This window comes from Candidatus Zixiibacteriota bacterium (assembly GCA_040753495.1).
Taxonomy (GTDB): Bacteria; Zixibacteria; MSB-5A5; order GN15; family PGXB01; genus DYGG01.
This window is the reverse complement of the sequence record JBFMEF010000178.1, coordinates 1-22744: the sequence shown is the minus strand read 5'-3', so window position 1 is coordinate 22744 and position 22744 is coordinate 1. Positions and strand designations below refer to the sequence as shown.

13 protein-coding genes are annotated in these 22744 nt (G+C 50.7%); 8 read left to right on the top strand and 5 right to left on the bottom strand.

Going from position 1 to position 22744, the window contains the following annotated elements; genetic code table 11:
• Window positions 1-3362, bottom strand: a 3362-nt coding sequence (locus tag AB1690_11690; protein ID MEW6015973.1) for an acyl-CoA dehydratase activase, incomplete at its 3' end; no start/stop codon positions are given.
• A 117-nt stretch (window positions 3363-3479) separates the two neighbouring features.
• Between AB1690_11690 and dtd the strand changes: the two genes are divergently transcribed.
• From dtd to AB1690_11650, 8 genes are read left to right on the top strand one after another with little or no spacing between them, the layout of a single operon-like run.
• Window positions 3480-3929 carry a D-aminoacyl-tRNA deacylase gene (gene dtd / locus AB1690_11685; GenBank protein ID MEW6015972.1) on the top strand — a complete coding sequence of 150 codons (450 nt, stop codon included), beginning with the start codon at window positions 3480-3482 and terminating at the stop codon, window positions 3927-3929.
• Window positions 3910-4530: a Maf family protein gene (locus AB1690_11680; protein MEW6015971.1), complete on the top strand. Its 621-nt coding sequence runs from the start codon at window positions 3910-3912 to the stop codon at window positions 4528-4530. Before dtd ends, AB1690_11680 begins: the two co-directional genes overlap by 20 nt.
• The gene (locus AB1690_11675; GenBank protein ID MEW6015970.1) at window positions 4527-5342 is read left to right on the top strand and encodes a RodZ domain-containing protein; all 816 of its coding nucleotides are present in this window, start codon (window positions 4527-4529) and stop codon (window positions 5340-5342) included. Before AB1690_11680 ends, AB1690_11675 begins: the two co-directional genes overlap by 4 nt.
• Complete coding sequence (locus AB1690_11670) at window positions 5342-5920, top strand: hypothetical protein (protein MEW6015969.1); 579 nt, start codon at window positions 5342-5344, stop codon at window positions 5918-5920. The genes AB1690_11675 and AB1690_11670 overlap by 1 nt, the downstream gene beginning before the upstream one ends.
• Before the next feature lie 14 nt (window positions 5921-5934).
• Window positions 5935-9591 (top strand): chromosome segregation protein SMC, encoded by a 3657-nt coding sequence (smc, locus tag AB1690_11665; protein MEW6015968.1) that lies wholly within the window; start codon window positions 5935-5937, stop codon window positions 9589-9591.
• A 44-nt stretch (window positions 9592-9635) separates the two neighbouring features.
• Complete coding sequence (ftsY, locus tag AB1690_11660; GenBank protein MEW6015967.1) at window positions 9636-10520, top strand: signal recognition particle-docking protein FtsY; 885 nt, start codon at window positions 9636-9638, stop codon at window positions 10518-10520.
• On the top strand, window positions 10510-10911 hold the full coding sequence (locus AB1690_11655) for a secondary thiamine-phosphate synthase enzyme YjbQ (GenBank protein MEW6015966.1): 402 nt from the start codon (window positions 10510-10512) through the stop codon (window positions 10909-10911). The genes ftsY and AB1690_11655 overlap by 11 nt, the downstream gene beginning before the upstream one ends.
• Window positions 10911-11378: a 23S rRNA (pseudouridine(1915)-N(3))-methyltransferase RlmH gene (locus AB1690_11650; GenBank protein MEW6015965.1), complete on the top strand. Its 468-nt coding sequence runs from the start codon at window positions 10911-10913 to the stop codon at window positions 11376-11378. The genes AB1690_11655 and AB1690_11650 overlap by 1 nt, the downstream gene beginning before the upstream one ends.
• Window positions 11379-11435: 57 nt before the next feature.
• Here the strand turns inward: AB1690_11650 and AB1690_11645 are convergent, their stop codons facing one another.
• From AB1690_11645 to AB1690_11630, 4 genes are all read right to left on the bottom strand, one after another.
• Window positions 11436-19268, bottom strand: coding sequence for a FlgD immunoglobulin-like domain containing protein (locus AB1690_11645; protein MEW6015964.1), 7833 nt, complete (start codon window positions 19266-19268; stop codon window positions 11436-11438).
• A gap of 682 nt (window positions 19269-19950) precedes the next feature.
• A complete protein-coding gene (locus AB1690_11640; GenBank protein MEW6015963.1) occupies window positions 19951-20769 on the bottom strand; it encodes a prohibitin family protein in 819 nt (272 codons plus the stop codon).
• A gap of 125 nt (window positions 20770-20894) precedes the next feature.
• Complete coding sequence (locus AB1690_11635; GenBank protein MEW6015962.1) at window positions 20895-21776, bottom strand: hypothetical protein; 882 nt, start codon at window positions 21774-21776, stop codon at window positions 20895-20897.
• On the bottom strand, window positions 21773-22744 hold a 972-nt coding region (locus tag AB1690_11630), incomplete at its 5' end, for a helicase-related protein (protein ID MEW6015961.1). The genes AB1690_11630 and AB1690_11635, both read right to left, overlap by 4 nt.

Genomic DNA, 22744 nt, shown 5'->3' with positions numbered 1-22744 from the left:
TCTAAACCGAAGTCACTATAAGCTGAGCGCGAATTGGGCGAATAAATAGGCACATTTTTGTAACCCAATTCATCGAGGACTATTCGATGATACTGGCTGTACAGTCCAAAGCGGCAGGGACCATCAGCGCCCGGCATAAAGAAGACTGCCCGCGCCGGGTCGAAATCTTTGGAGTACAATTTTCGAATCATATCGCCGGTTGTCACCGCGCAGGGGAAACACTCTTTACCGGAGGTGAACTTCTTCCCTAACCGCAAACTCTCTTCATTCGGCTCCTCCATCACTTCTGCCTTAATTCCACATCTGACAAAAGCAGCCCTGATAGCATAAGCATGGTCGCACATATTGGGTATGAAAATCGTCCTCTCCGCCGGAGAAAAGCTTCGATCAGCGGGAGTGAATTCAGTGATGGGCGGTTTGTATTCATAGAATCGCAGCGAATCCAGAAATGCCTCGACCCGGGTTATCATTCCGGCATCGGCTGAATGCTCATCCATTTCCAGCTGCAAGTAAGGCTTGCCGGACATATGCCGACGGAAAAAGTGGGTTATAAAAGAATCAGGTCCGCATCCGAACGATGTCAAATAAATGGCGTAAAGATTGGGATGTTTCCTTATGAAATTTGCCGCTGCCAAAATCTTGCGGCCATAAAGCCAGTACATCGATGAAAGGTCTTGACTCCCGAGGTCGAGCGGCAGAAAATCAATATGGATGGTCTTTATCCCCATTTTGCGAATCTTATCGGGTATCTCCAGCGAGAGACGTCGGTCAAAGCTGTTGTAAGGGCGACCGACAATCACGGCGCATTTCTCGCCCGGCTGAAGACCCTCCAGAAAGTCCCTGCCCGCTTCCTGAAGCCTCCTTTGAAAGAGGTCATACGCTTTCATCCCGCAATCAGCAGCTTTCCTCACCTCGCGTTCCTTTAAATGCATCACGTTAGATATTGGCTCTAACTGGTTGACCATCTTTGTGATATCTCTCTGCAAACGAATCGGCGTTCCTATAAACTGAATCCCCTCGGCGGCAAAATCAAACCGGGCTGAAATTGTATTCCCAATCGATTGGACATAAGGGCAGATATAACTGCCATACTCATCATCAGGGTCGCCGCTCTGGAACCGGATTATTCCCGGCAAGAATATGTAATCAACCTTCTTTTTGATCAGATTGGCGACATGCCCGAACGCCATCTTTATCGGAAAACAGGTTTCGGCTGTGAACTTCTCCAGCGCCTCTTCAACTATGTCATGGTTCGAAAGGTCGCTATTGACCACCTCAAATCCCAGTGATTCAAAAAACGCTTTCCAGTATGGATAATACTCGAAAAAATGCAGGACGCGGGGCATTCCGACTCTCCCCCGGTACCGCGATGGTTTCTCAAAAGAGATATATCGCTTATATAAGAATTGCTGTCTTAGATTCTGGAAATCTCTTCCGGTAGTTTTCTTCTCCTGCCGGCTGACATCATATTTCTCGCAGCGGCTTCCATAATATAGCGGCTCTTCGTTTTCCACTTCTACCTTGCGTATCTCGCACAGGTTGGAGCAATCCGGGCAGGGAAAAGTGGAAATTTTATATTCTCTCTTATAAAGGTCAAATCCCTTAAACCTGCTTTTATGGCCCCGGTCGCTTTCCATCGCCAATATCGCCGCCCCGATAGCGCCGGTAATGTCGTGATGCGGCGGCACCGTGATTTTCTTGCCGGTCAATCCTTCAAAAGCCGCCACCACCCCTTTATTCCAGGCAACTCCCCCCTGGAAGAAAATATTATCTCCCACTTTACGGTCACCGACTACTTTAGTCAGGTAGTTCGAGGCGATAGAATAAGCCAGTCCGGCGACCAAATCATCGGTCTCCGCCCCGGCACGCTGATGGCTTACCAGGTCTGATTCCATAAAGACAGTACACCGTTCGCCGCACCCCACCGGGCATTCCGCCTTCAGCGCCAGGTCCCCAAACTCCTTCTCGATGTTGATGGCTAATTTCTCCGCCTGTTCCTGCAGAAAGGAACCGGTTCCGGCGGCACAGGCTTTATTCATCTCGAAGTCGATGACTGTTTTGTTATGAAGGGAAATATATTTGGAGTCCTGTCCTCCGATTTCAAAGATCGTATCTACCGTGGGGTCGATATTGATAGCGGCTGTTGCCTGGGCGGTAATCTCATTCTTCACAATATCTGCCCCGACAAAATCCCCGGTCAAATATCGCCCCGAGCCGGTTGTGCCGACCCCTCTCACGATGACTCTATCCCCGACTTCTTCGCCGATTTCGCTTAAACCGCGGCGCACCGCCTCAATTGGACGCCCTTCGGTCATCAAATATCGGCGCGCCACCACTTTCTTATCCCGTTCGATAAGCACCAGATTGGTCGATAGCGAGCCGACATCAATTCCCAGAAAGACATCCAGACCGTCCGATACCTTCCCATACTTTTCCGAAGTTATCCCGTAATGCTTGAACTCCGGGAAATCAAAGGTCAGCCTCACCTTGCCGCTTTTGGGAATCTCGCGGAATTTCAGATACCCCGCTATTTTTTCCGGTTCCACTACTGCTATTGATTCAGGTCCAGCTTTTCTTGCCAGCAGCGCCGCGCCGATTGCCCCCATGACATTAAATTTCTCAGGTATGATAAACTGCCTGTCTTCAATCTCAAGAATCTCTTTGAAGGCGCGCACCACACCCGGATTAGCCGCAACCCCTCCTTCGAATGCCACCGGCGGCGTGAACTTCTTGCCGCGCGCTATTGCGCTCTTGAAATTGCGCGCCACCGCGAAACATAAGCCGGCTACAATATCATAATCTGGTGTGGCAATCTGCTGCAGGTGTATCATATCGGACTTGGCAAACACCGAACAGCGTCCGGCAATACGTGGCGGATGCTGCGACTTGAGCGCCATCTGCCCGAATTCTTTCTCAATCGATATTTTTAGTCGCCCCGCCTGCTGGTCCAGAAACGAACCGGTGCCGGCCGCGCATAGATTATTCATGCTGAAATCTACCACGGTCTGCTGCGAGGCATCAATCTCTATATATTTGGAGCTCTCGCCCCCCATCTCGATGATAGTCCGCACGTTCGGCGCCAGACGATAATTTGCGGCGGAGAGGGCCGGAATTTCCCCCAGGGCAACACCTCCGAGAATCTTAACCCCCGTTCGTGCCCCAATGCCGGTAAACCCCAGATGCACCTCTGAGCTAAGGTATGTGGCAAACTCCTCTTCCAGTAGACTCTGAAGGGTTTGATAGGGGCGGCCATGAAATCGCCTGTAAACGGTCTTGACTATCCGCCCCGATTCGTCAATAACCGCAACCTTTACCGATATCGAGCCGATGTCAATTCCCAGCGAGATTTTCTCGAATTCCATTTCGATGCGCCGCCTTTCGTTCTGAAACTTGCCTCAAAAATAATAAGTAAAACAATTTCTCGCAATCATATTCGGTTGCGCCAGGTTATCTATTACATATATTGGCGATGCAAATATATGCGGTTTGTCATTCAAAGAGTAGATAGCGCATCCGTGACCGTTGATGAGGATGCTGTCGGTTCCATTGGACGGGGACTTGTCATACTTTGCGGCTATCGCAGAGATGATGACCCCTCCCGGATTTCACGGATGGTGGATAAGTGCCTGAACCTAAGAATCTTCGAGGACGACCAGGGGAAAATGAATCTTTCCATATTGGACGTAAAAGGGGAGCTTCTGGTTGTCTCGCAATTCACCCTGTACGCCGATTGCCGCCGGGGACGCCGTCCCGGCTTTGATACAGCAATGCCCCCAACAGAAGCCGAGAAGATGTATAATCGTACCGTTGATGAGTTCCGGCAGGCCGGATTGAAGACCGCTTCCGGACGGTTCGCGGCAAAAATGAAAGTGACCCTAACAAATAATGGTCCCGTTACCATAATCCTCGATGACCAGGAATTATTCTAATATTCGCAGCCTGCTGTCCCGTTATCGACTTGTACTGGCATCCGGCTCGCCGCGAAGAGTCTCTCTTCTTGAGGAAAATGCGATTCCCTTCCGGCAGCTGATTCCTGATATCGATGAAAATAACCATCTTGCTGAGGACCCGGTCAGATATGCCGAACGACTGTCATTCCTCAAGACGGAAGCGGTGCTGCCATTGACGACTCCCGATGAAATCATCATCGGATGCGATACCATCGTGATTCTTGAAGGAAAAATCCTCGGCAAGCCCAGTTCTCCTGACCATGCCTTCCAGATGCTCCGCGCTCTCTCCGGAAAAAAGCATACTGTTTGCTCCGCCGTCTCTCTGCAAAGTCACCGGCATGCCGCTGTTATCGGTTCGGAACTTAGTGACGTATTCTTCAAAGAAGTCTCTGATGAGGCGATTAAAGCCTATATTCGGACCGGCGAGCCGCTCGACAAAGCCGGGGCATATGGCATACAGAATGCCGGCGGTTTTTTAGTTGACAGAGTAGAGGGAAATATTGATAATGTTATCGGTCTGCCGATGACCCTTTTGGATTATTTGGCAGGTAAAATTTACTCTGAATTAAAGGCAAAATGAAATATCTGTACAAAGAAATCGGGGAAATCCTGAAAGCAAAAAGGATTGAACTGGGCCGCGATATAGCAACCATGGCGGCGGAGACAAAAATCCTTGAGAAAAACATCGAGGCAATTGAAGAGGGGGATGTCAAAGCCTTCTTCTCCCCGATTTACTATGACCTTTTTGCCCGTTCCTACGCCAAAGAGCTCGGCTTTGATGCCGATGAGCTTTTCGGCAGCAAAATTGTGGAGGAGTCTCCGGAGCCAAATTCTGCTGCGGAGAATGCTTCTACATCTGATAAACCGACCTCTCTTGCCAACAATGCCTCAACATCCCGGAATTCGCGGAAGGGGCTCTGGTTCATTGTCGGGGTGCTGGTGGTGGTCGCCCTGGTGGTGGTGTTGATTTTCAAAGGGGAGCTTCCCAGCAGCGCAGAGGCGGAAAAAGCGTCGCCGGAGGATACGACACTCCTTACCGTGGTCGATTCTTCGCTTATTGAAACAGATTCGCTGATGAATGACAGCCTTGAAGAGCTGACTCTGGAAGACAACCGCTTGCATCTGAAGATAACGGTCAAAGAGACCTGCTGGTTTTTGATAGTTGCTGATGGCGATACGGTCCTCATGGATAACCTCCAGCCGGGCACAATGCACGATTTTACCGCTATCAACCGCTTTCAAATTTCGGCCGGTAATCCTGCCGGAGCGGAATACAAGCTGAATGATACTGCTCTCAAGCCTCTTTCGCCCTCCGGCAAGCCAATCCGGGCGCTGGAAATCAATCACCAGAATAAGGCGAGTTTCTTCGAGTTGGGGGGAGGTTCCCAGTAATGGCCGGTTTGAAAACCATCGTCGCTTCTTTTCGTCTCCGCCATTTGGCGCGCCGTCATACCGGCACGGTTATCAACCTCCCTTTGGACCTTCTCAGTACGCGCAATATTATGGTCTGTCTTCCCGCCGACCAGAAAGAACTGACCATGATAAAGCAGTTCCTGCCCGAGATATCCCGCATCTTCGCTGATTGCGAAATCTACCTTCTGGCGGCGCCGGGCAGCCAGGTCTACGGAATTTTCCCTCGAAAGGGGTATCGCATCATGACTCCTTCGACAGACCACTTGAGCTGGAGCGGACTGGCAAAGAAGAATTATATCAGCGCCCTCAAGAAGAACAAATATGACCTGATACTCGACCTGAATTTAAATCCCAATCAATTTGTTCAGTCGGTACTTCTTTCTTTTCCGGAGGCGGTCCGCATCGGCGGCTGCAGTTCATTGGGTCATCCTTATTACAACTTTGAGATTCGCAGCAAATTTCTTCGTGATGAAAAAAACATTTACAAATCAATCATCGAAATGATCGGACAATTCCGGACTGAAACGCCGGCCCGTCCTGACAAAAATCATAACTGATTTCCGGAGGCTTTGTGTACCTTAAGCGTTTGGAACTTCTTGGATTTAAATCTTTTCCCGATAAGACAGTCGTCAAGCTGACCCGAGGCGTGACCGCAATAGTCGGTCCCAACGGCTGCGGCAAAACCAATATACTCGACTCCATTCGCTGGGTCCTGGGCGAGCAGCGGGTGTCGCTTTTGCGGGGCACCAAAATGGAGGAAGTCATTTTCAATGGCACGCGCGATATCAAACCGCTGGGTATGGCCGAGGTAACGCTCGTTATTCAAAACAATCGCGGCATTCTTCCTACAGAGTACAACGAAGTTCAAATTACCCGTCGTTTATTCCGCTCCGGCGAATCGGAATATCTTCTTAATAAAGTTCCCTGCCGTCTCAAAGATATCGCCGACCTTCTCATGGACACCGGTATTGGGGCGCATGTCTATTCCGTAATTCAACAGGATATGATAGACGCCATTCTTTCGGATCGCACCGATGACCGCCGCTTTCTTTTTGAAGAGGCTGCCGGAATTTCCAAATATAAGAACCGCAAGAAGGCTGCTCTGCGCAAACTGGAAGCAACTGAACAGGACCTGACCCGCCTCAAAGATATTGTGGCGGAAATTAATTCTCAGGTGATTTCCCTTAGCCGCCAGATGAAACGGGCGGAACGGTATCAAAAAATGACCGATGAAATCAAAGCCTGGGATATATACCTCAATAAAGGAACTCTCGACAGTTTAAAGGAAGAAAGGCAGGAAAAGACAAGGCAGCGTGACCAGGCGCTTGATGCCCGCGCCGGATTTGATGCCTCCATTGACTCCCTGACCGCCCGTCAGGAGGAAGAGCGCCGTCAGCTTTCCGAAATCGACCGCCGTCTCTCGCAAATTTCTGCGGAAGTTTATGAAAAGTCGGAAGCGGCGCATGCGCTGGAGAAACAGATCTCTGTCATTCGGGCAAAACGGGACCATGCCCGCGAAAGCCGGGAGCGCAACCTGCTCGACATTGACGCTCTCCAAAAGCGAAAGGAGCATCTCCTCTATCAGATTACGGATTATGAGAAGCAGATTCAGGAAACGCTCAAGGAAATCGAACAGGGACAGAGTCAACTTGCCGAGGCGGAAGCGTTCGCCGGGGGGGCCGATACCCGATTGCTCGACGCCAGAAAAGCTAAAGAGGAACTGGCTCAAAAACTGCTTAATCTGGAGAGCCGTCTCTCCGCGGGAAAAAGCGACGATTATAATCTCAAGGAGTTGGAATCCGATTTGAATCAGCGCCTTGCCGCGCTTTCCCAGAGTCTGGAATTGGCACAGGTCCGTGAAGGCAGCTTGAAATCAAAACTGAGCGACACCTCCCGCGGCCTGTCGGAACAGGAAACGTTGCTGGCAACTCTGATAGCTCGCAAATCCGAACTGGAAAAAAGCATTGCCGACCTACTCGAACAATCGGAGACAATGTCGGGAGAGCTGGTGGAACTAACGGCCAATCTGGAAGCCTCAGAAGCCCGCAAGAAGCTTCTTATTGATATGATCACCCATTTCGAGGGATATAGTTCTGGCGTGGTCGCGGTCTTTGAAAACCGCGCTCTCTGGCCAGGATTGCTGGGGACGGTCGCCGATTTTCTGGTTCCACATGCCGGATATGAAGACGCTCTCGATGCCGCTCTTGGCGACATGGCTGGTTATCTTATTTGCCGTGACCGCCATACCGCTCATCAGATTATCGACTACTTAAAGCGCGAGAAGAAAGGTAAAGCCGGTATTATTGTCTCCGGCGATATCTCCTTCCCCGCCGAAATAAAGCGTCCCGAGATTGCATCGGATGGCTTTCTCGGCTGGGCGGACCGGTTTGTCTCGGCGCCGGAGCAGATGTCTGGGCTCACCCAGTTGCTGCTTGGCAGAGTGGCTGTCTGCCGACCGGACTCCGCTGATTTAATCGCCGCAGCGCTTCCCCCTTATCTCTTTGTTGTAACCACGGATGGCAGATTGCTTAACGGCACCTATCTTATCTCCGGCGGTTCCTTCGAAGGACTCTCCCTTCTGGGACGACAGGACAAGATTCGCGCCGAAGAGGAAGCGATTAAGTCATACGCTTCGCGTCTCGCATTCCTGCGCAGTTCTCGAAGCGAACTGACTACCGCGCTTGGCAGAAATCAGGGCGACCTGAAAGAGACCTTGAACGAAATCGAGCTCTGCCAGGAAAAATTAAACGAATTTCGCCAGCAGTCGGCTCAGCTGGAAGCGGAAGCGATTGCCGTCAATAATGAAATATCCAGAGTCGAATCGGAATCGGCCCACCTGACCGAGCGTCTTGCAACGTTGCGCACCAGACAGTACGACCTCACCCTCAATTATGACCAACTCGAAACGGAAAAAGCGACACTTCTTGGCGCCATCACCGCTGAAGAAGCCCGGATATCTGAGTATGAAACGGAATCCGAAAAATTGCAATCGCGGATGTCGGGATTGCAGATAAACCTTATCGAACTGAAGAGCCGGCAGCGGCAGGTCGAAACCCAGCTGCAGCATACCCGCGAACTCATAGATGAAATCGAAAACACTCTTAAGACCAAGTCATCTGAAATCGAGACCGCCGCCCTCGAGTTTGAAGATACCGGAGCGCAGATAATTTCCCTGGAGACCGAGTTGAAGGCTGTTTTTGACGAACGCAACCAAATCAGCGCCCGTCAGATTGAAATTCGCGACCAGCACTCCGCCCTTCTCGAAAATATCGGCGCCCGGGAGAAAGAAATAAAGACTCTGCGGCAATCACGAGAGGAATCGCTTGACCGCCTTCACAAATTGGAGCTGCGCCTGACAGAAATCGAATCGGAGTGCCGGAATATCATCGACAAGGTCTTAAATGAACATGACCTGAACATAGAACTTGAGTCGCCCGCGAATCCCGACCCGTCGGTTCCGCCGGAGTTGCAACTTGCAAAATTGCATGAGTTAAAGGATGCTGTCAAAGCCTATGGCGCGGTCAATCTACTTGCGCTGGATGAATATCGTGTCGCCAAAGAACGACAGGAATTCTTGACCGCCCAAATGAATGACCTCTTGAATGCCAAGTCAACTCTGCAGAGCACTATCATCAAGATAAATACCACGGCAAAGAATCTCTTTGTCGAAACTCTGGGGAAAGTCCGGGAGAATTTCCGCAAGGTCTTTGAGGAGCTATTTACTGGCGGTGAAGCCGATGTTCGATTGATTGATGAAAACGACCCGTTGGAATCTCCAATCGAGATTATTGCCCGCCCGCGCGGTAAGAAACTTCTATCTATCGCTCAGATGTCGGGAGGCGAAAGGGCGCTGACGGCTATTTCTCTCCTGTTCGCCATTTACCTGGTGAAGCCTTCTCCATTCTGCATTCTGGATGAGATTGATGCCCCGCTTGATGACGCCAATATCCATCGTTTTCTCAAAATGATAAAGGCGTTCTCCGACCAGACGCAGTTTATCATTATCACCCATAACAAGATTACCATGGAAGCGGCCGATGTCCTCTACGGCGTAACAATGGAACAGCCCGGAGTCTCAAGAGTGGTGTCGGTACGCTTCAGCGAAGAACCGGAGAAATCGCTAATCAACACCTCTGTAAGCGACCTGGAGCCGGATATTCCTGATTCCATTCAAGAGCGAATCTCATCCGACTTCAGAATCAAAACGGCTGACAATGAGCTTGGTTAGTCTTCCTTGATATGTTTTCCAGACTGAAGCAGCTCAAGGAGTCATTGTCTAAGACCCGGGACAATCTTCTGGGTAAAATAGGCCGGTTGATAAGCGGCAGGAAAATTGATGACGCCTTGATTGATGACATTGAAGAGGCACTCTTGAAAGCCGACGTAGGCGTCAGGGCGACCCAGAAAATTATTGAGCATCTCCATCGTCAGGCAAGCGAGAGCGGACTGAACGACGAAGACTCGGTGCTCCGCCTGCTCAAAGCCGAAATCGCCGGAATCCTGGCACGGCAGCCGTCGGCGGCATTATCTACAGAAAACTCCCGTCCTCTGGTCTGGCTCATTACAGGAGTGAACGGCACCGGTAAGACTACAACCGTAGGTAAGCTCGCTCATTATTTGAAGTCTCAGGGGAAGGAAGTTATGATAGCCGCCTGCGACACATTCCGCGCCGCCGCCGTTGACCAACTTGCCATCTGGGCGGAACGCTCCGGCGTTCATTTCATGAGAGCGCAGTCCGGCGCTGACCCGGCTTCGGTTGCTTTTGATGCCGCCACTTCCGCCAAAAATAAGAATATCGATTATCTGCTGGTCGATACCGCGGGGCGCCTGCACACCAAAGCCAACCTGATGGAAGAGCTTCGCAAAATTCGTCGCGTCACTGAAAAAGTGGTTCCTCCTGAACAGATCAAGGCGACCCTGGTTATTGACGGCACCACCGGACAGAATGCCCTTTCTCAGGTAAAGATTTTCACGGAAACAGTCGGTTGCGACAGCCTTGTCATTACCAAACTGGATGGTACCGCCCGAGGCGGCGTCATCATTGCCATCGCGGAAGAACTCTCCGTGCCGGTCGATTTTATCGGCATCGGTGAGAAAATCGATGACCTTCAGCCCTTCGACCCCAAGGAATTCGTGGAAGCTCTCTTTGAAAACTGAAGTGCTGACAGTTCATTCCCGCGCGCGCGAAGAGATTATTGACCTATCCTCGCAGATTCAGGCCCTGGTGGAAAGATTGAATGTCCGGGATGGGCTGCTGGCAGTTTTTGTTCCGCATACCACTGCCGCTATCACTATCAATGAGAATGCCGACCCCGACGTAAAACGGGACATCCTTTTTAAACTTCGCTCTGTTTTTCCTCGGGATGATGCCTATCAACATTCCGAAGGTAATTCTGACGCCCATATTAAATCGTCCCTTGTCGGTCATTCCCTCACCATAATTGTAGAGAACGGCCAGCTTCTCCTCGGGACCTGGCAGGGGATTCTATTCTGCGAATTTGATGGACCGCGCACCCGCAAGGTCTATATCAAGTCTCTGTCGGCATAATGTATCGCCTCACCATTATTTCCGTCGGAAAGAATAAAGAAGAGTGGGTTGAAATGTCGGTTCGGGAGTACCTCAAATTCCTGAAGCGGTTTGCTTCCGTTACTATTAAGAATCTTCCCGATATCAAAGGCGGCAAAAACCTCTTACCGGAGCAGCTACGGCGCGCCGAGGCGGCTCTAATCTCTGCCAGTATCGGTCGCAACACTGTCATTGCCCTCTCGGATAAGGGACGCCTCTTCGATTCTAAGGCGCTTTCAGAGAAATTGAAGGGAGAATTACAGCATTCATCCGCCATTGATTTTATTATTGGAGGCGTTTATGGTCTGGACAAATCTATACTCGAACGTGCCCGGCTGGTGCTTGCCCTCTCCCCTTTGACCATGTCGCATCAATTGGTTCGCCCCGTTCTGCTGGAGCAACTCTATCGGGCGTTCTCCATTATGCACGGCGGTTCTTACCATAAATGAAACGGGTCGGCTCTCGGAGCCGACCCGCCTTAATGCATCAAACAAAGGGGCAGAACTTTATTTGAGCAACATCATTTTCTTGGTGGCGCTGAATTGAGCCGCCTCGGCTCGGTACAGATAAATCCCCGAGGTAACCAATTGGCCGCTTTCATTCCGTCCGTCCCAGTTGACAGTGACCGCTCCGGCTTCGCAATCTCCGGTGTACCGCTTCACAATCTGCCCATTGACATTAAATATCGTAATCTGCCATGAAGATGCTATCGGCACCGTCATCTCGATAGTGGTGGAAGGATTGAATGGATTGGGATAATTCTGCGCCAATTCAAACGACTCAGGCATTATGGCGTTTCCATACTTGGTGGAAAGCAACTCACCGTAGTAAGTGCTGAATGATGCCTCCGCCAGCGTCATTGTGCCGTTGCCGTCATAACCGAGTTCCAGAATATCGGCTTTACCCTCTTTAATCATCACCCCGAGGTCAAAGCTGTAAATCAACACCCTGACTTCATTCTCGGTAATCAGATATTCCATATCCATAAGCGATGCGCCTGTGGCGAGAACCGGAATACGAGGGGTGACACCTTCATAGCGGAACACCAGAAGTCCCGCCCCGACGGGATGCTCGCTGTCGAGGGAAATTGAGACGCGGTCATCTTTGTCGAGCGCGTTGAGCGCTACAGACGCCTGATATGGCGACAGCTTCGGCAGCGGCGGGGCATCACCGGTAATCACACGCACCAGATAAACCAGGTCGGCAACGGTGAGAACCATGCCGTCGGCGTTGACATCTGAGGCCGCCGTTTGACCGGCAACATTCACGGTGAAGGCTTTTAATCCATAAAGGAAGAAGTTGGTCAATACCACGGCATCCCCTATTTCGTAGGCAACGCCGTTGAGATTGACATCACCGCGGGCGTCAATGGAATCTGGATGCTTTACACAGATACCGCCGTTGAATAGATCAAGGCATCTAATCGGCGTGATTTTGTCTCCTTCCATGCAGGAATCGACAGCTCCCAAGCCATAGGGACGGGAAGACTCCGGAAATTGGGTATCATCCCCTTCGTCCCATAATATAGAACCGCTGCTGTTATAAATTCGGGCGTCCAGGTACAGATAAGTCCCGGTAGGATCGGTAAAGGCGTTATCGCCGCAATCCTGCCAATAGAAGCTGATTGGCAGGAAATATCCTCCGAGATTCTGGTCGTTGGCGATACGCATGGTGATTATTGCCAACAATCCCTGCGGGCTGAGCTGCTCCTGCGGAGGATGATTAGGACCGTCATTCTGGTCGGCGATTCCCACAATGCGCACCAGCCCGGATGGGCAGGCGGTACAGCCACCCGCGTTACCGACTCGGTAGGTGAAATATTCCCAGCCGCTGATGGCCGTTCCTTTGGTCACATACAGGAACGACATTACCGAGGCATCATAACTGACCAGCAGGTCGAATCCGCCTATCGGTTCCATCGTTTCGACCATAAGTTTTACCGGCACGGTCGCGCCCACGATGTAGCAGGAATCGGTCTTTATCGAAATCTCGACACAGGTGGCGCAGGTGCTGGATGGATATATCGTTACATTAAACGTCCCGGTCACCTTATTGCAGCCGTCGGTCGCCTCAAAGCAAAACTCATAAGTGGTATCGATACTGGTCGGGGTAAAGCAGACACGGCCGCTGTCGCTTCTGACACTCTGGTATATGCCGGGTCCGCATACTTTGGTAATGGTCAGAATGTCACCGTCAGGGTCAGTCGCAAATATGCCGTCGATACAGATTTCTTCGATATCCTCAAGACATCCCGGCAGAAGCAGATTTTCCGGAACCGTTAACTGCGGCGCCTGATTACCGCGAACCACGATGTTGAAGTCACAAGTGTCCGCGCCGCAGGTAGTCGATGCAATCGCTCGTACCGGGTATGTTCCGGCGCCATTTATCGGTATACAACCAATGCCGCCGCCATAATTTCCCGAAGGTGTAATCGTAACGGTCGCGCCGGCAGGAGTCACCTGGAGAGGAAAACAGATCTGTGTGGTCGTCGCCGGACAAACGGTGGTGTCGATATCGCCCGGGCAGGTGACCTGAGCCGCCGAGCCGATATTTACTATCGCCGTAACCAAACAAGTGTCGGCTCCGCAGGGGGCGGTTGCTATGACGCGCAGCCGGTAGGTGCCGGAAGTGTCGGCATAGAAAACTACCCGGCTGGTGGCGGAATTGTAATATCCTATTGGGGAAACAGTCACAGTGGCGTTTGATGGCGTTATCGGCAGAAGCACCCGCACCGTGTCCTTCTTGCAGAGGGATACTGACGTAGGGCTATCGGGACATGTTATATCTGCCTTCGGGTCGAAGATAACATTGACCGTTAACAGACAGGTATCGGCGCCGCAAGGGGCGGTAGCAATAGCCGTTATTCTATATGTACCGGCGGTGTCCGCTCGGAAGCAGACCTGACCATTACTGTAGGTACCGTATGAAACTGAGACAACTGCCGTGCTCGGCGTGAACACCAGCGGCACGCAGATATTTCCTGCGCTGCATGCGTGTCTTGTGTAGGGACCGGTCGGGCATTCGATGTTTGCCACTGCTCCGGTAGTAACGGTAATGCAGACCGTATCCTTACCGGCAAGTCCGCAGATATCGGTGACGGTCACAATCAGGCAATACTGCCCCGCCGCGGCAGGAGTAAAACAGATTTGGCCGGTCTGGGCGTTATAGGTTCCCGGAGCAGAAACTGTAATATTCTGAATATTATTATTCGGGTCTGTTGCCGCTATGGTTCTGCAAATCTGGGAGAAATTGCACTGGAAGTATGTGGTGTCCGGTCCGGCGTCGACAGACGGTCCCTGGTTTAACTCAACCCTGACTCTAAACGAACAGGTATCTGCCCCGCAGTCACTGGCGGCAATTACTTTGATTTCGTAGAGGCCTGCCGTGTCGGCATTGAAACATATCCAGCCGTTCTGATAGACGCCTATCGGAGAAACTGTAACCGACGAATTTGGCGGGACCACTCCTACCGGTCGGCAGACATTGCCCGGCGCGCAAAGGAAAATATTTGTGTCCGGTGGGCATTGCAGGCTGGCCGCCGCCCCGAAAGTAACGCGCACCCAAGTAGAATCATTCCCCATCAGTCCGCAGGAATCGTAAGCAGTGATACTGAAGGCGTACATACGGGCCGAGTCCGGCGTAAAACAGACCATACCGGTTTGCGGGTTATATCTCCCCGGCGGTGATACCGTTATATTGGCAATATTATTGTCGGGGTCAGTGATTTGCACCGGGAAGCAGACTTCCTCAGGAGCGCAAAGGTTGATATCCAAATTCTCCGAAGAAATCACCTGCGGGAAATCATTCAGAATTACATTAACGCGCACAAAGTCGAGGCCGGATTTACCGCAGGAATCGGTTGCTACCAGCATGAGCGTGTACCACCCGGGAGCCGACGGCAGGAAACAGACCGTTCCCGTAACTGGATTGTAACTCGAGCCGGGTCCCGCCGATATCTGCATTATATTGTTGTCCAGGTCGAAGACACCAGCCGGCACGCAGATATGTTTCAGCTGGCACAGTTGCACCGTGGTATCTCGACCCAGTAACACCATCGGATTGGAATTCATGGTTACATCTGCCCGAACCAGGCAGCTATCGGTGCCGCAATCATTCTGGACTTTTATCTTCAGGTCTTTCACGACCGAACAGTTAGTGTAGAAGCAAACCGAGCCGCTGGAGGCATCATACCATGCCGAAGCCGGCGTCACTGTTACCTGGGAGCCTTCTGGTATCCCCCCAACAGGGAGACAGATGGTATCCGGCGCGCAGATGAATATTGCGGTATCGCCAGGGCACTCGAGTGCAACAGACGCACCTTGTGTGACCGTTACCACGCTCGTATCGCTATCTTTTTCGCCGCAACTGTCCGTAACGGTCGCAATCAAATAGTATGTTCCCGGCTGCTCCGGAGTAAAGCAAATTACATTTCGTCCTTCAACATAATGACCATTCTGAATCTCGACAGAAGAAATATTGCCGTCACTATCATAGTAATCGAAGGGGATACAGATTTCATTGAGGAAACACTGACTGACCGTACTGTCCGCGCCCATAGTAACCACCGGAGCCGAATTCCGAGCCACCGTCACCCTGATTTCGGCGGTATCGCTGCTGCATCCGTCGGAGACAGCAACCAGCAAAATGCAGGCAGAGTCTTCCTGGAAAGTTACTATTCCGCTGCTCGCGTTAACTTCTCCCGGACCCTGAATCAATTCATAAGCCAGCGGCAATCCTTCCGGGTCGGAGGCTTTTATCTGATAAAAGAGCGTGTCCCAGATATCGCAGATAAAGTAATCTACCTCTTCGGCGATTACACTGGGAGCCAAATCATGATTTACATCAACTCGGATTAGACAGGTGTCGGCGCTGCAATCGGTGCCGGCTATGAGTTCAATCAGATAACTTCCGGCAGTATCGACGTCAAAGCAGACCGCCCCTTCGGCAAACGTCCCTATCGGCGATACGGTTATCGCGGCGTTTTGAAGGTTGAGTCCTACAGGACGGCAAATCGTTATTGGGTCGCAGATGGTGATAGTTGTATCATCAGGGCAGGTCAATACTACTTCTGGCGCAAGGATGACATTGAAAGAAAGATTGCAGGTGTCGGCGCCGCAGAGATTAGCGGCTATCACCTGAACCTGATTAAGTCCCGCCGACTGCGGGACAAAGCAGAACATTCCGTCAGTCCAGCTTCCGGCGCTGGCGCTCACGGTAGTGGCATATTCTATCGGCAATTCTATACAGACCTCAGATAACTCGCATTGCGCGATATCGATTACTTCACTTGGACAACTGATGGCAGGAAGCGGAATCTGAGTGGCGCTGATGGCTACAATACAGGTGTCGGCGCCACAGTCATTGCCGGCAATCACGCGCACACTGGTAAGTCCCGGCTCCGTTATCTCCACGCAAATTTGGCCATTCTTCCATTCGCCCCCTTCGACTATTACGGTATCGCTATTAAAGATCCCCAATTCAAAGCAGGCGGTATCAATGTCGCAGAAGAGAAAGGCAAATGGCTCGGTTGGACAGGCAATCGCCGGCAGCCCGGTGATTGCTACATTTACTGATACCAGACAGGTCTCTGACCCGCAACTATTCCACGCTACTACAGGAATCTCGTAAAGTCCGGCGCTGTCGGCAGTAAAGCAAAGCATCCCCTCCGACCAGCGTCCCTTTGAAACTGTCACCGAATCGAAACCAGTAATCGGCAGCTCAAGACAAACTTCGCCCGGGGCGCAGATAGCCCTGCCTACTATGCCTTCATAGCAGGTAATATTCGGCAGCGGCATTATCTCAACATCTGCTTCTACCAGGCAGGTATCTACCCCGCACTCATTAGCGGCGATAACTGTCATTGCATAACGGCCCGAAGTCGGCGCATAGAAACATAGTTCTCCGTTCTTATATTCGCCGCCGACAACGGTAATCTCCGCCAATTCCGGAGTCACTGCAATCGGAATGCAAAAACTGTCGGGAACACAGGTTGCAAAACTTATTGGTTCTGATGGGCATGATATAGAGGGCAGTTCTCCCAGCACAACTGAGACAACGATGGTGTCGGAATCAAAAGCAAAGCATTGGTCGCTGACAGTAACGACAATTGTATCTTCACCGCTTACTGTCGGCTGGTAACAGATCTGTCCGCTCTCGGCATCATAGAAACCGATATTGGTCGCGATCTCTGAAATATTTTCATCCAGGTCATAACTGTTCAGGTCAATACATATCAATGTGGCAGGAGGGCATCGAAACGCCGTAAAATCATCCCCCAGGGTCACTACCGGCGCCGAGTTGATTATTACATTGACCACTCCGGTGTCGACTGCCAGCAACCCGCAGGAATCGACAGCAGTTACGATGAATTGATATTCTCCCGTGCCGGTTGGGGTAAAACAGATATAACCGCCCGCAAATTCCGCTCCCCCACTAACCGAAACAGACATCAAATTGCCGTCGATATCGCCGACACCGGTCGGCAGACAGATATTTTCGGGACGGCAGAGGAACACACTGCTGTCTGCCACGGAAATCGCAGGAGCCGAGTTCGGCTCCACTGTCACCTTTATGGAGTCATAACCGATGGCGCCACAGCTGTCGGTCGCTCTTAATTCGAAATCATAAATTCCCGCCCCGTTGGGTTCAAAACAGATTTTATGAGAGATGGAATCATATGTGCCAAACGGAGACACCATTATGGATACTATGTCACCATCGCCTGATACCGATGCATCAAAGCAGACTTCTCCCATATCACACAGGAATACGGTCGTATCGGGACCGACAGTCACTTTCGGCGGTTCATTCCGATTCACGGTGACATTCAAGAAATCAATCCCTTTAGCGCCGCAGGCGTCAGTGGCAAGAACCATCAACACATTAACATGATTTGCCGGGTAAAAACAGATCATCCCGGTAATAGGATTATAGTAGCCGTTCTGATTTACAGTTATGTTTACAATATTGTCATCCGGGTCGAAAATCCCGGCCGGAATACAGACCTCACCGGTCTCGCACAAATAAATACTGGTATCTCTGCCCAGCATTACAGTCGGGGGACGGTTCATGGTAACAGACACCGTAAAAGAACAGGTATCAGCGCCGCACTCGTTCTCGACTATCAATCCCAGGTTCTTGTTGACGGTGCAGTTAGTGTAAAAACAAATTGAACCGGTGGCGGCATTGTACCATGCCGATGAGGGCGTCACAGTCACATTTGCCCCTTCGGGAATCCCCTGGATCGGAAAACATAAGGTCTCCGGCTGACAGATGAATATGCTGGTATCAGCGCAGGTCAACTGGGGTGGCGGTCCTGTAACGACCGTTATGATGACCGTATCTTCCACGCAGGGAGGCGTTCTCAATGTGCCGCCGGTCTCGCCGCGCAGGCAACGGTCTGTCGCGCAATAAACGAAGATATAATCGGCCGAATCAACCGCCTCGGGGTAGAAGCATGTCCTACCGGTAGTACTGTCAATCATGAAAAAGCTGCCCGGTCCTTCCACCTGCACTATCTCAACCGAGTCCCCCGGGTCGGGGTCGAACGCGGTCAGGTCGAAACAGATTGTATCGGGACCGCACAATTCAAATTTGCGATGGAAGCCGTAAATTTCGGGAGGGCGGTTTACGGTGATGGAAAGGCAGATTTCAGCGGTATCGGCGCCGCAACTGTCGGAAACTTCCACCGTAAAGCAACGGATGGCGCTTTCATTCTCGGAGAATCGGAGCAGCCCGGTCAGACTGTCAATAGCGCCATAATCCGATAACAGCCTGAATTTTAGCGGGTCGTTTTCAGGATCGGTGGCGCTTATGGCGAATTCGTACAGTTCGCGCGGGAAGCAATCCTCAAAGGAACTGTCTCGCGACAGAATCGATGGGGGCTGATTGATAAAGACTACATAGCTTCTGGTCGCCACGGCGGTCCGGTTGAGGTCATCCTTCGCCTCATACACTACATCATAAGTGCCGGAAACGGCCGGCATGAAACTGAAATAGCCGTATGCCGGCGGGTGTGACGGCGTCGAACTGAATTCACCCGGTCCGCTCAATTTGCTTATGGTGATAATCCGCTCGGAATGAATACTGGTGGCGACAATGGTATCATAAATGGTCGAACCAAGGCAGATGTAAAAACTATCGACCGGGTCAAAAGAAAAGAATTCCGGAGGCCAGTATAAATTGGGCGTCTGCACATCACTGGATGGAACCGACGCCGCCTGGCCCGAACTCTTATAACTGGGGGAGATTGTTGCCTGTCCAAATGTGTTACCGGTGGACAGAAGAATTATTAATAACAGGGAAACCGCTCCCGCTGACAGCAGTTTCGTTTTAATCATTATTCCTCCGCAGGACATATTTATCGGTGAACCGTAAAGTAATAAAACCGGCGGCAGAGTACCCAAAGGCAGGATTCAATCTACTGTGTGAGGATAAAAAAAGGATCCAATCCAGCCCATTTATCTTCTTGACTAAATTGCAATTATAGCTTGTAAGTACTGTAAGCAGTCGTCCAATTAAATTCAAGGTAAATATACCTTGCATCGGCTCTAAGTCAAGATTTTTTCTGATGTTGCTCAGCGTACTGCCGGTTCTCCTTACTTGTTCCGAAGTAACCAATCTGCAAATGACATCCAAAGTCTTAATTCCTATCCCAAACCGGCGGACCGCCCGATTAACAGGCAAAATGGTAGAATCCGCCGCCCAGATTCCACGCAATTTCCTTGCCCTAATTGTCCCCAAATAATATGCGTCAGTTAATCTGACCGAATGGCAATAGAGTCTTGCTCAAACAACAGTATAGAATTATCAATGTCTATTTAAGTATATATTTTCTCAATAGATACAGACAATAATTAAATCTACACTTTAAATCCATGGCCGTGACAAAAACTGACCATTGAGTCTTTCAGCTAATGCCGCAAATTAAACAATTGAAACGGAACACCCTATATTTTCATCTTATCTGCAACGCGGTGCATCTAAGCAGATTACTTCCTGAGGTCCAGAATTCTGGAGATACTATTTTTCCGTAGCATCAAGTATCACCGGTAGTCCGTTTTTGGAGTTTCCGATCACTATAACTTTTGTATTAGGTGATTCCGCTAATTTCTGCGTCGCTTCAATTCCTTTCCAGGTAAGAAGCGAAGGCGTCACCCCAGAGGCAACTATTTTCTGGAAATCGGCTATTCCCTGTGCTTCAATCCGTTTCCTTTCCGCCTCCTGCTTTTCCTTGGTCAGGATGAACTGCATTTTCTGGGATTCCTGGTCGGCTTCCAGTTTGGCATTTATTGCCTCCGATATTTTCTGCGGCAGCCCTACATCGCGTATAATCACATTCTCCACCGTCACATATTTGTCTTTCAGCTGTTCACGCATCCCGTGAAGAATTTCCGAGGCGATGATTTCCCGTTTGGTCGAATAGAGCTCTTCCGGCTTGTAGCGGCCTATGACACTCCGCGCCTGCCCGCGCAGCGCCGGGGCTACGGCAATATCGAAGAACTGAGGGCCTATGGTAACCTGAAGGGAATCGAGTTTGTCGACAATCGGTCGATACCAAATACTGACTTCCAAACCAATGGTAGCGCCGTCCGCCGACAATACTCGCAAATCCTCTTTCCGTTCATCCAGCTGGATTTTGTAAAGGAATACATTATTCCAGGGAAAATGGAACAGGAACCCTTCCGGATAAATCTTCCCCATCTCGGTGCCGTCGCCAAATTTATAATAAAAGACACCCCGGTGTCCCGACGGGATCTGCGTGCCGCATCCTACCAAGCCGGACATGAGGATTGCTCCCATAAGTATCATCAGTCCCAGATTGCTCCAGCGATTTTTCATTCCTTACCTCCTCGAAAAGTTTCAAGTCTTTGCAACTTCAAGCAATCTAAGAAATCCCTGCCTGATATAACAAGCAAAATCTGCCCCTCAATATTCTTGCAAATAACGAACTCAAACGCAGTAGTTCAATTTCCGACCGAGACCGGAATAAGAAAATCCATAGTTTTTACCAGGGTTGTTTCCGGCGGAGAGAGTGTGGAATCGACCATTAGATTCCCCGGAATCTGAAACGTAAGCAGGTGATAATATCTGTTGGTGGCGCCGGCCAGTTTCCAACCGGCTTTATAGGAACTTCCCTGCATCTGACATTCGATTGCAATCAGACTATCCTGGGCGTTTCGGACCGATACGACATCGCGATTGCTCGAAACCACAATCAAAGAATCGCTATATGGATAATTTGGTATATTATCGACCGGCAGATAATTGGCTAAATTTAGCAGTTGCGTCGGCGAAGCGTTGACATCAAATCTGACAAGTTCGCCGGCGACAAAAGTATTGCCCGATGAGGCTTCAATCCTCCGCGCCGCATTGGCGCCGTTGAATCCCCAAAAGCGCCATCCCCTGTATTCATAAGCATCACCGTACAATTTAAGGAAGTAACCGTGGCGCACAACATTGCTCTTGAAGAAATATGACGGCTCGAAACTGGTTCCGACTATTCTGGTCAATCGTCCGAAGTAATCATCATCAACCCGCGCCGAAGCGTCATATACCCCATCGTACGGGGGGATATCTTTCGGGGCGCTGCCTATCAGAACCTTTATTTTTCGTTTCACCGAGTCTATCGTCAGCAGATATTTGACGGCGGTGTCGTCTATCGAAAACGGTCCCCGGGCATAAATCTCCTGTGAGAAGAGCTCCTTGCCGTTATCGGAATCAGTTATGAAACTCTCAATCTCTTCCGCATAAGTGCTATCGGTGCTGAAAGTCTTCTTGTCGCAGGATATCCCAACAAGTAATGCTATCGCCAGAACCATCCCGCTCAGGATGAAATATAACTTCACTTGCGACTCCGGCTTTTCTTAAGGTTCATTTTCAGATTTTTGAGCTCATCGCGGATTGCTGCCGCCGTTTCAAATTCGAGATTGTCCGCCGCTTTGCGCATCGCTTTCAGAAGAAACGCAATTTTACCCTCCGCCGTCATATCCGCAAAATGGTCCGGCTTTTCGATTTTTTTCTCCTCTACCGTCTTGGAGTCCGCGAAACGGGTCGCCTGCAATATTTCCTCACGGGTCTTATATATCGTTTCCGGATTTATATTATGCTCCTTATTGTACGCCAGCTGCTTTATCCGTCTCCGCTCAGTTTCGTCCATCGCCTTGCGCATGGAGTCGGTGATTTTGTCGGCATAGAATATAACTTCGCCGTTTTTGTGACGCGCCGCTCTTCCGGCGGTCTGTATCAATGACCTCTCCGACCTCAGGAAGCCTTCCTTGTCGGCATCCAGTATCGCCACCAGGGAAACCTCCGGTAAATCCAATCCTTCGCGCAGCAGATTGATACCAACGAGAACGTCAAATTCGGCCAGCCGCAGGTCGCGGATGATTTCGGTCCGGTCGATAGCATCAATCTCACTATGTAAATAACGCACACGCATCCCCAGTTTGTTCAAATATTCCGACAAATCCTCCGCCATGCGCTTGGTCAGAGTTGTCACCAGCGTTCTTTCCCCGGCGCTGACTCGCTTTCTGATTTCGGCTATCAAATCGTCAACCTGGCTCCCCAGGGGACGAACTGATATTTTGGGGTCGCACAGCCCGGTGGGCCGAATCACCTGCTCCACTACCACTCCCTGCGACTTCTCCAATTCATACTCCCCGGGAGTCGCCGACACAAATATCACCCGGTCAATGTGCGATTCAAACTCCTCAAAAAATAAAGGACGATTATCCAGCGCCGATGGCAGCCTGAAGCCATGCTCCACCAGGATTTCCTTACGCGAACGGTCCCCGGCATACATCCCTCTAATCTG

Bases quoted from the DNA above. Each gene is read 5' to 3' on its own strand.
- dtd (MEW6015972.1), top strand. From the start codon at position 3,480: ATGCGGTTTGTCATTCAAAGAGTAGATAGCGCATCCGTGACCGTTGAT.
- AB1690_11680 (MEW6015971.1), top strand. From the start codon at position 3,910: ATGACCAGGAATTATTCTAATATTCGCAGCCTGCTGTCCCGTTATCGA.
- AB1690_11675 (MEW6015970.1), top strand. From the start codon at position 4,527: ATGAAATATCTGTACAAAGAAATCGGGGAAATCCTGAAAGCAAAAAGG.
- AB1690_11670 (MEW6015969.1), top strand. From the start codon at position 5,342: ATGGCCGGTTTGAAAACCATCGTCGCTTCTTTTCGTCTCCGCCATTTG.
- AB1690_11650 (MEW6015965.1), top strand. From the start codon at position 10,911: ATGTATCGCCTCACCATTATTTCCGTCGGAAAGAATAAAGAAGAGTGG.
- AB1690_11645 (MEW6015964.1), bottom strand. From the start codon at position 19,268: ATGATTAAAACGAAACTGCTGTCAGCGGGAGCGGTTTCCCTGTTATTA.
- AB1690_11640 (MEW6015963.1), bottom strand. From the start codon at position 20,769: ATGAAAAATCGCTGGAGCAATCTGGGACTGATGATACTTATGGGAGCA.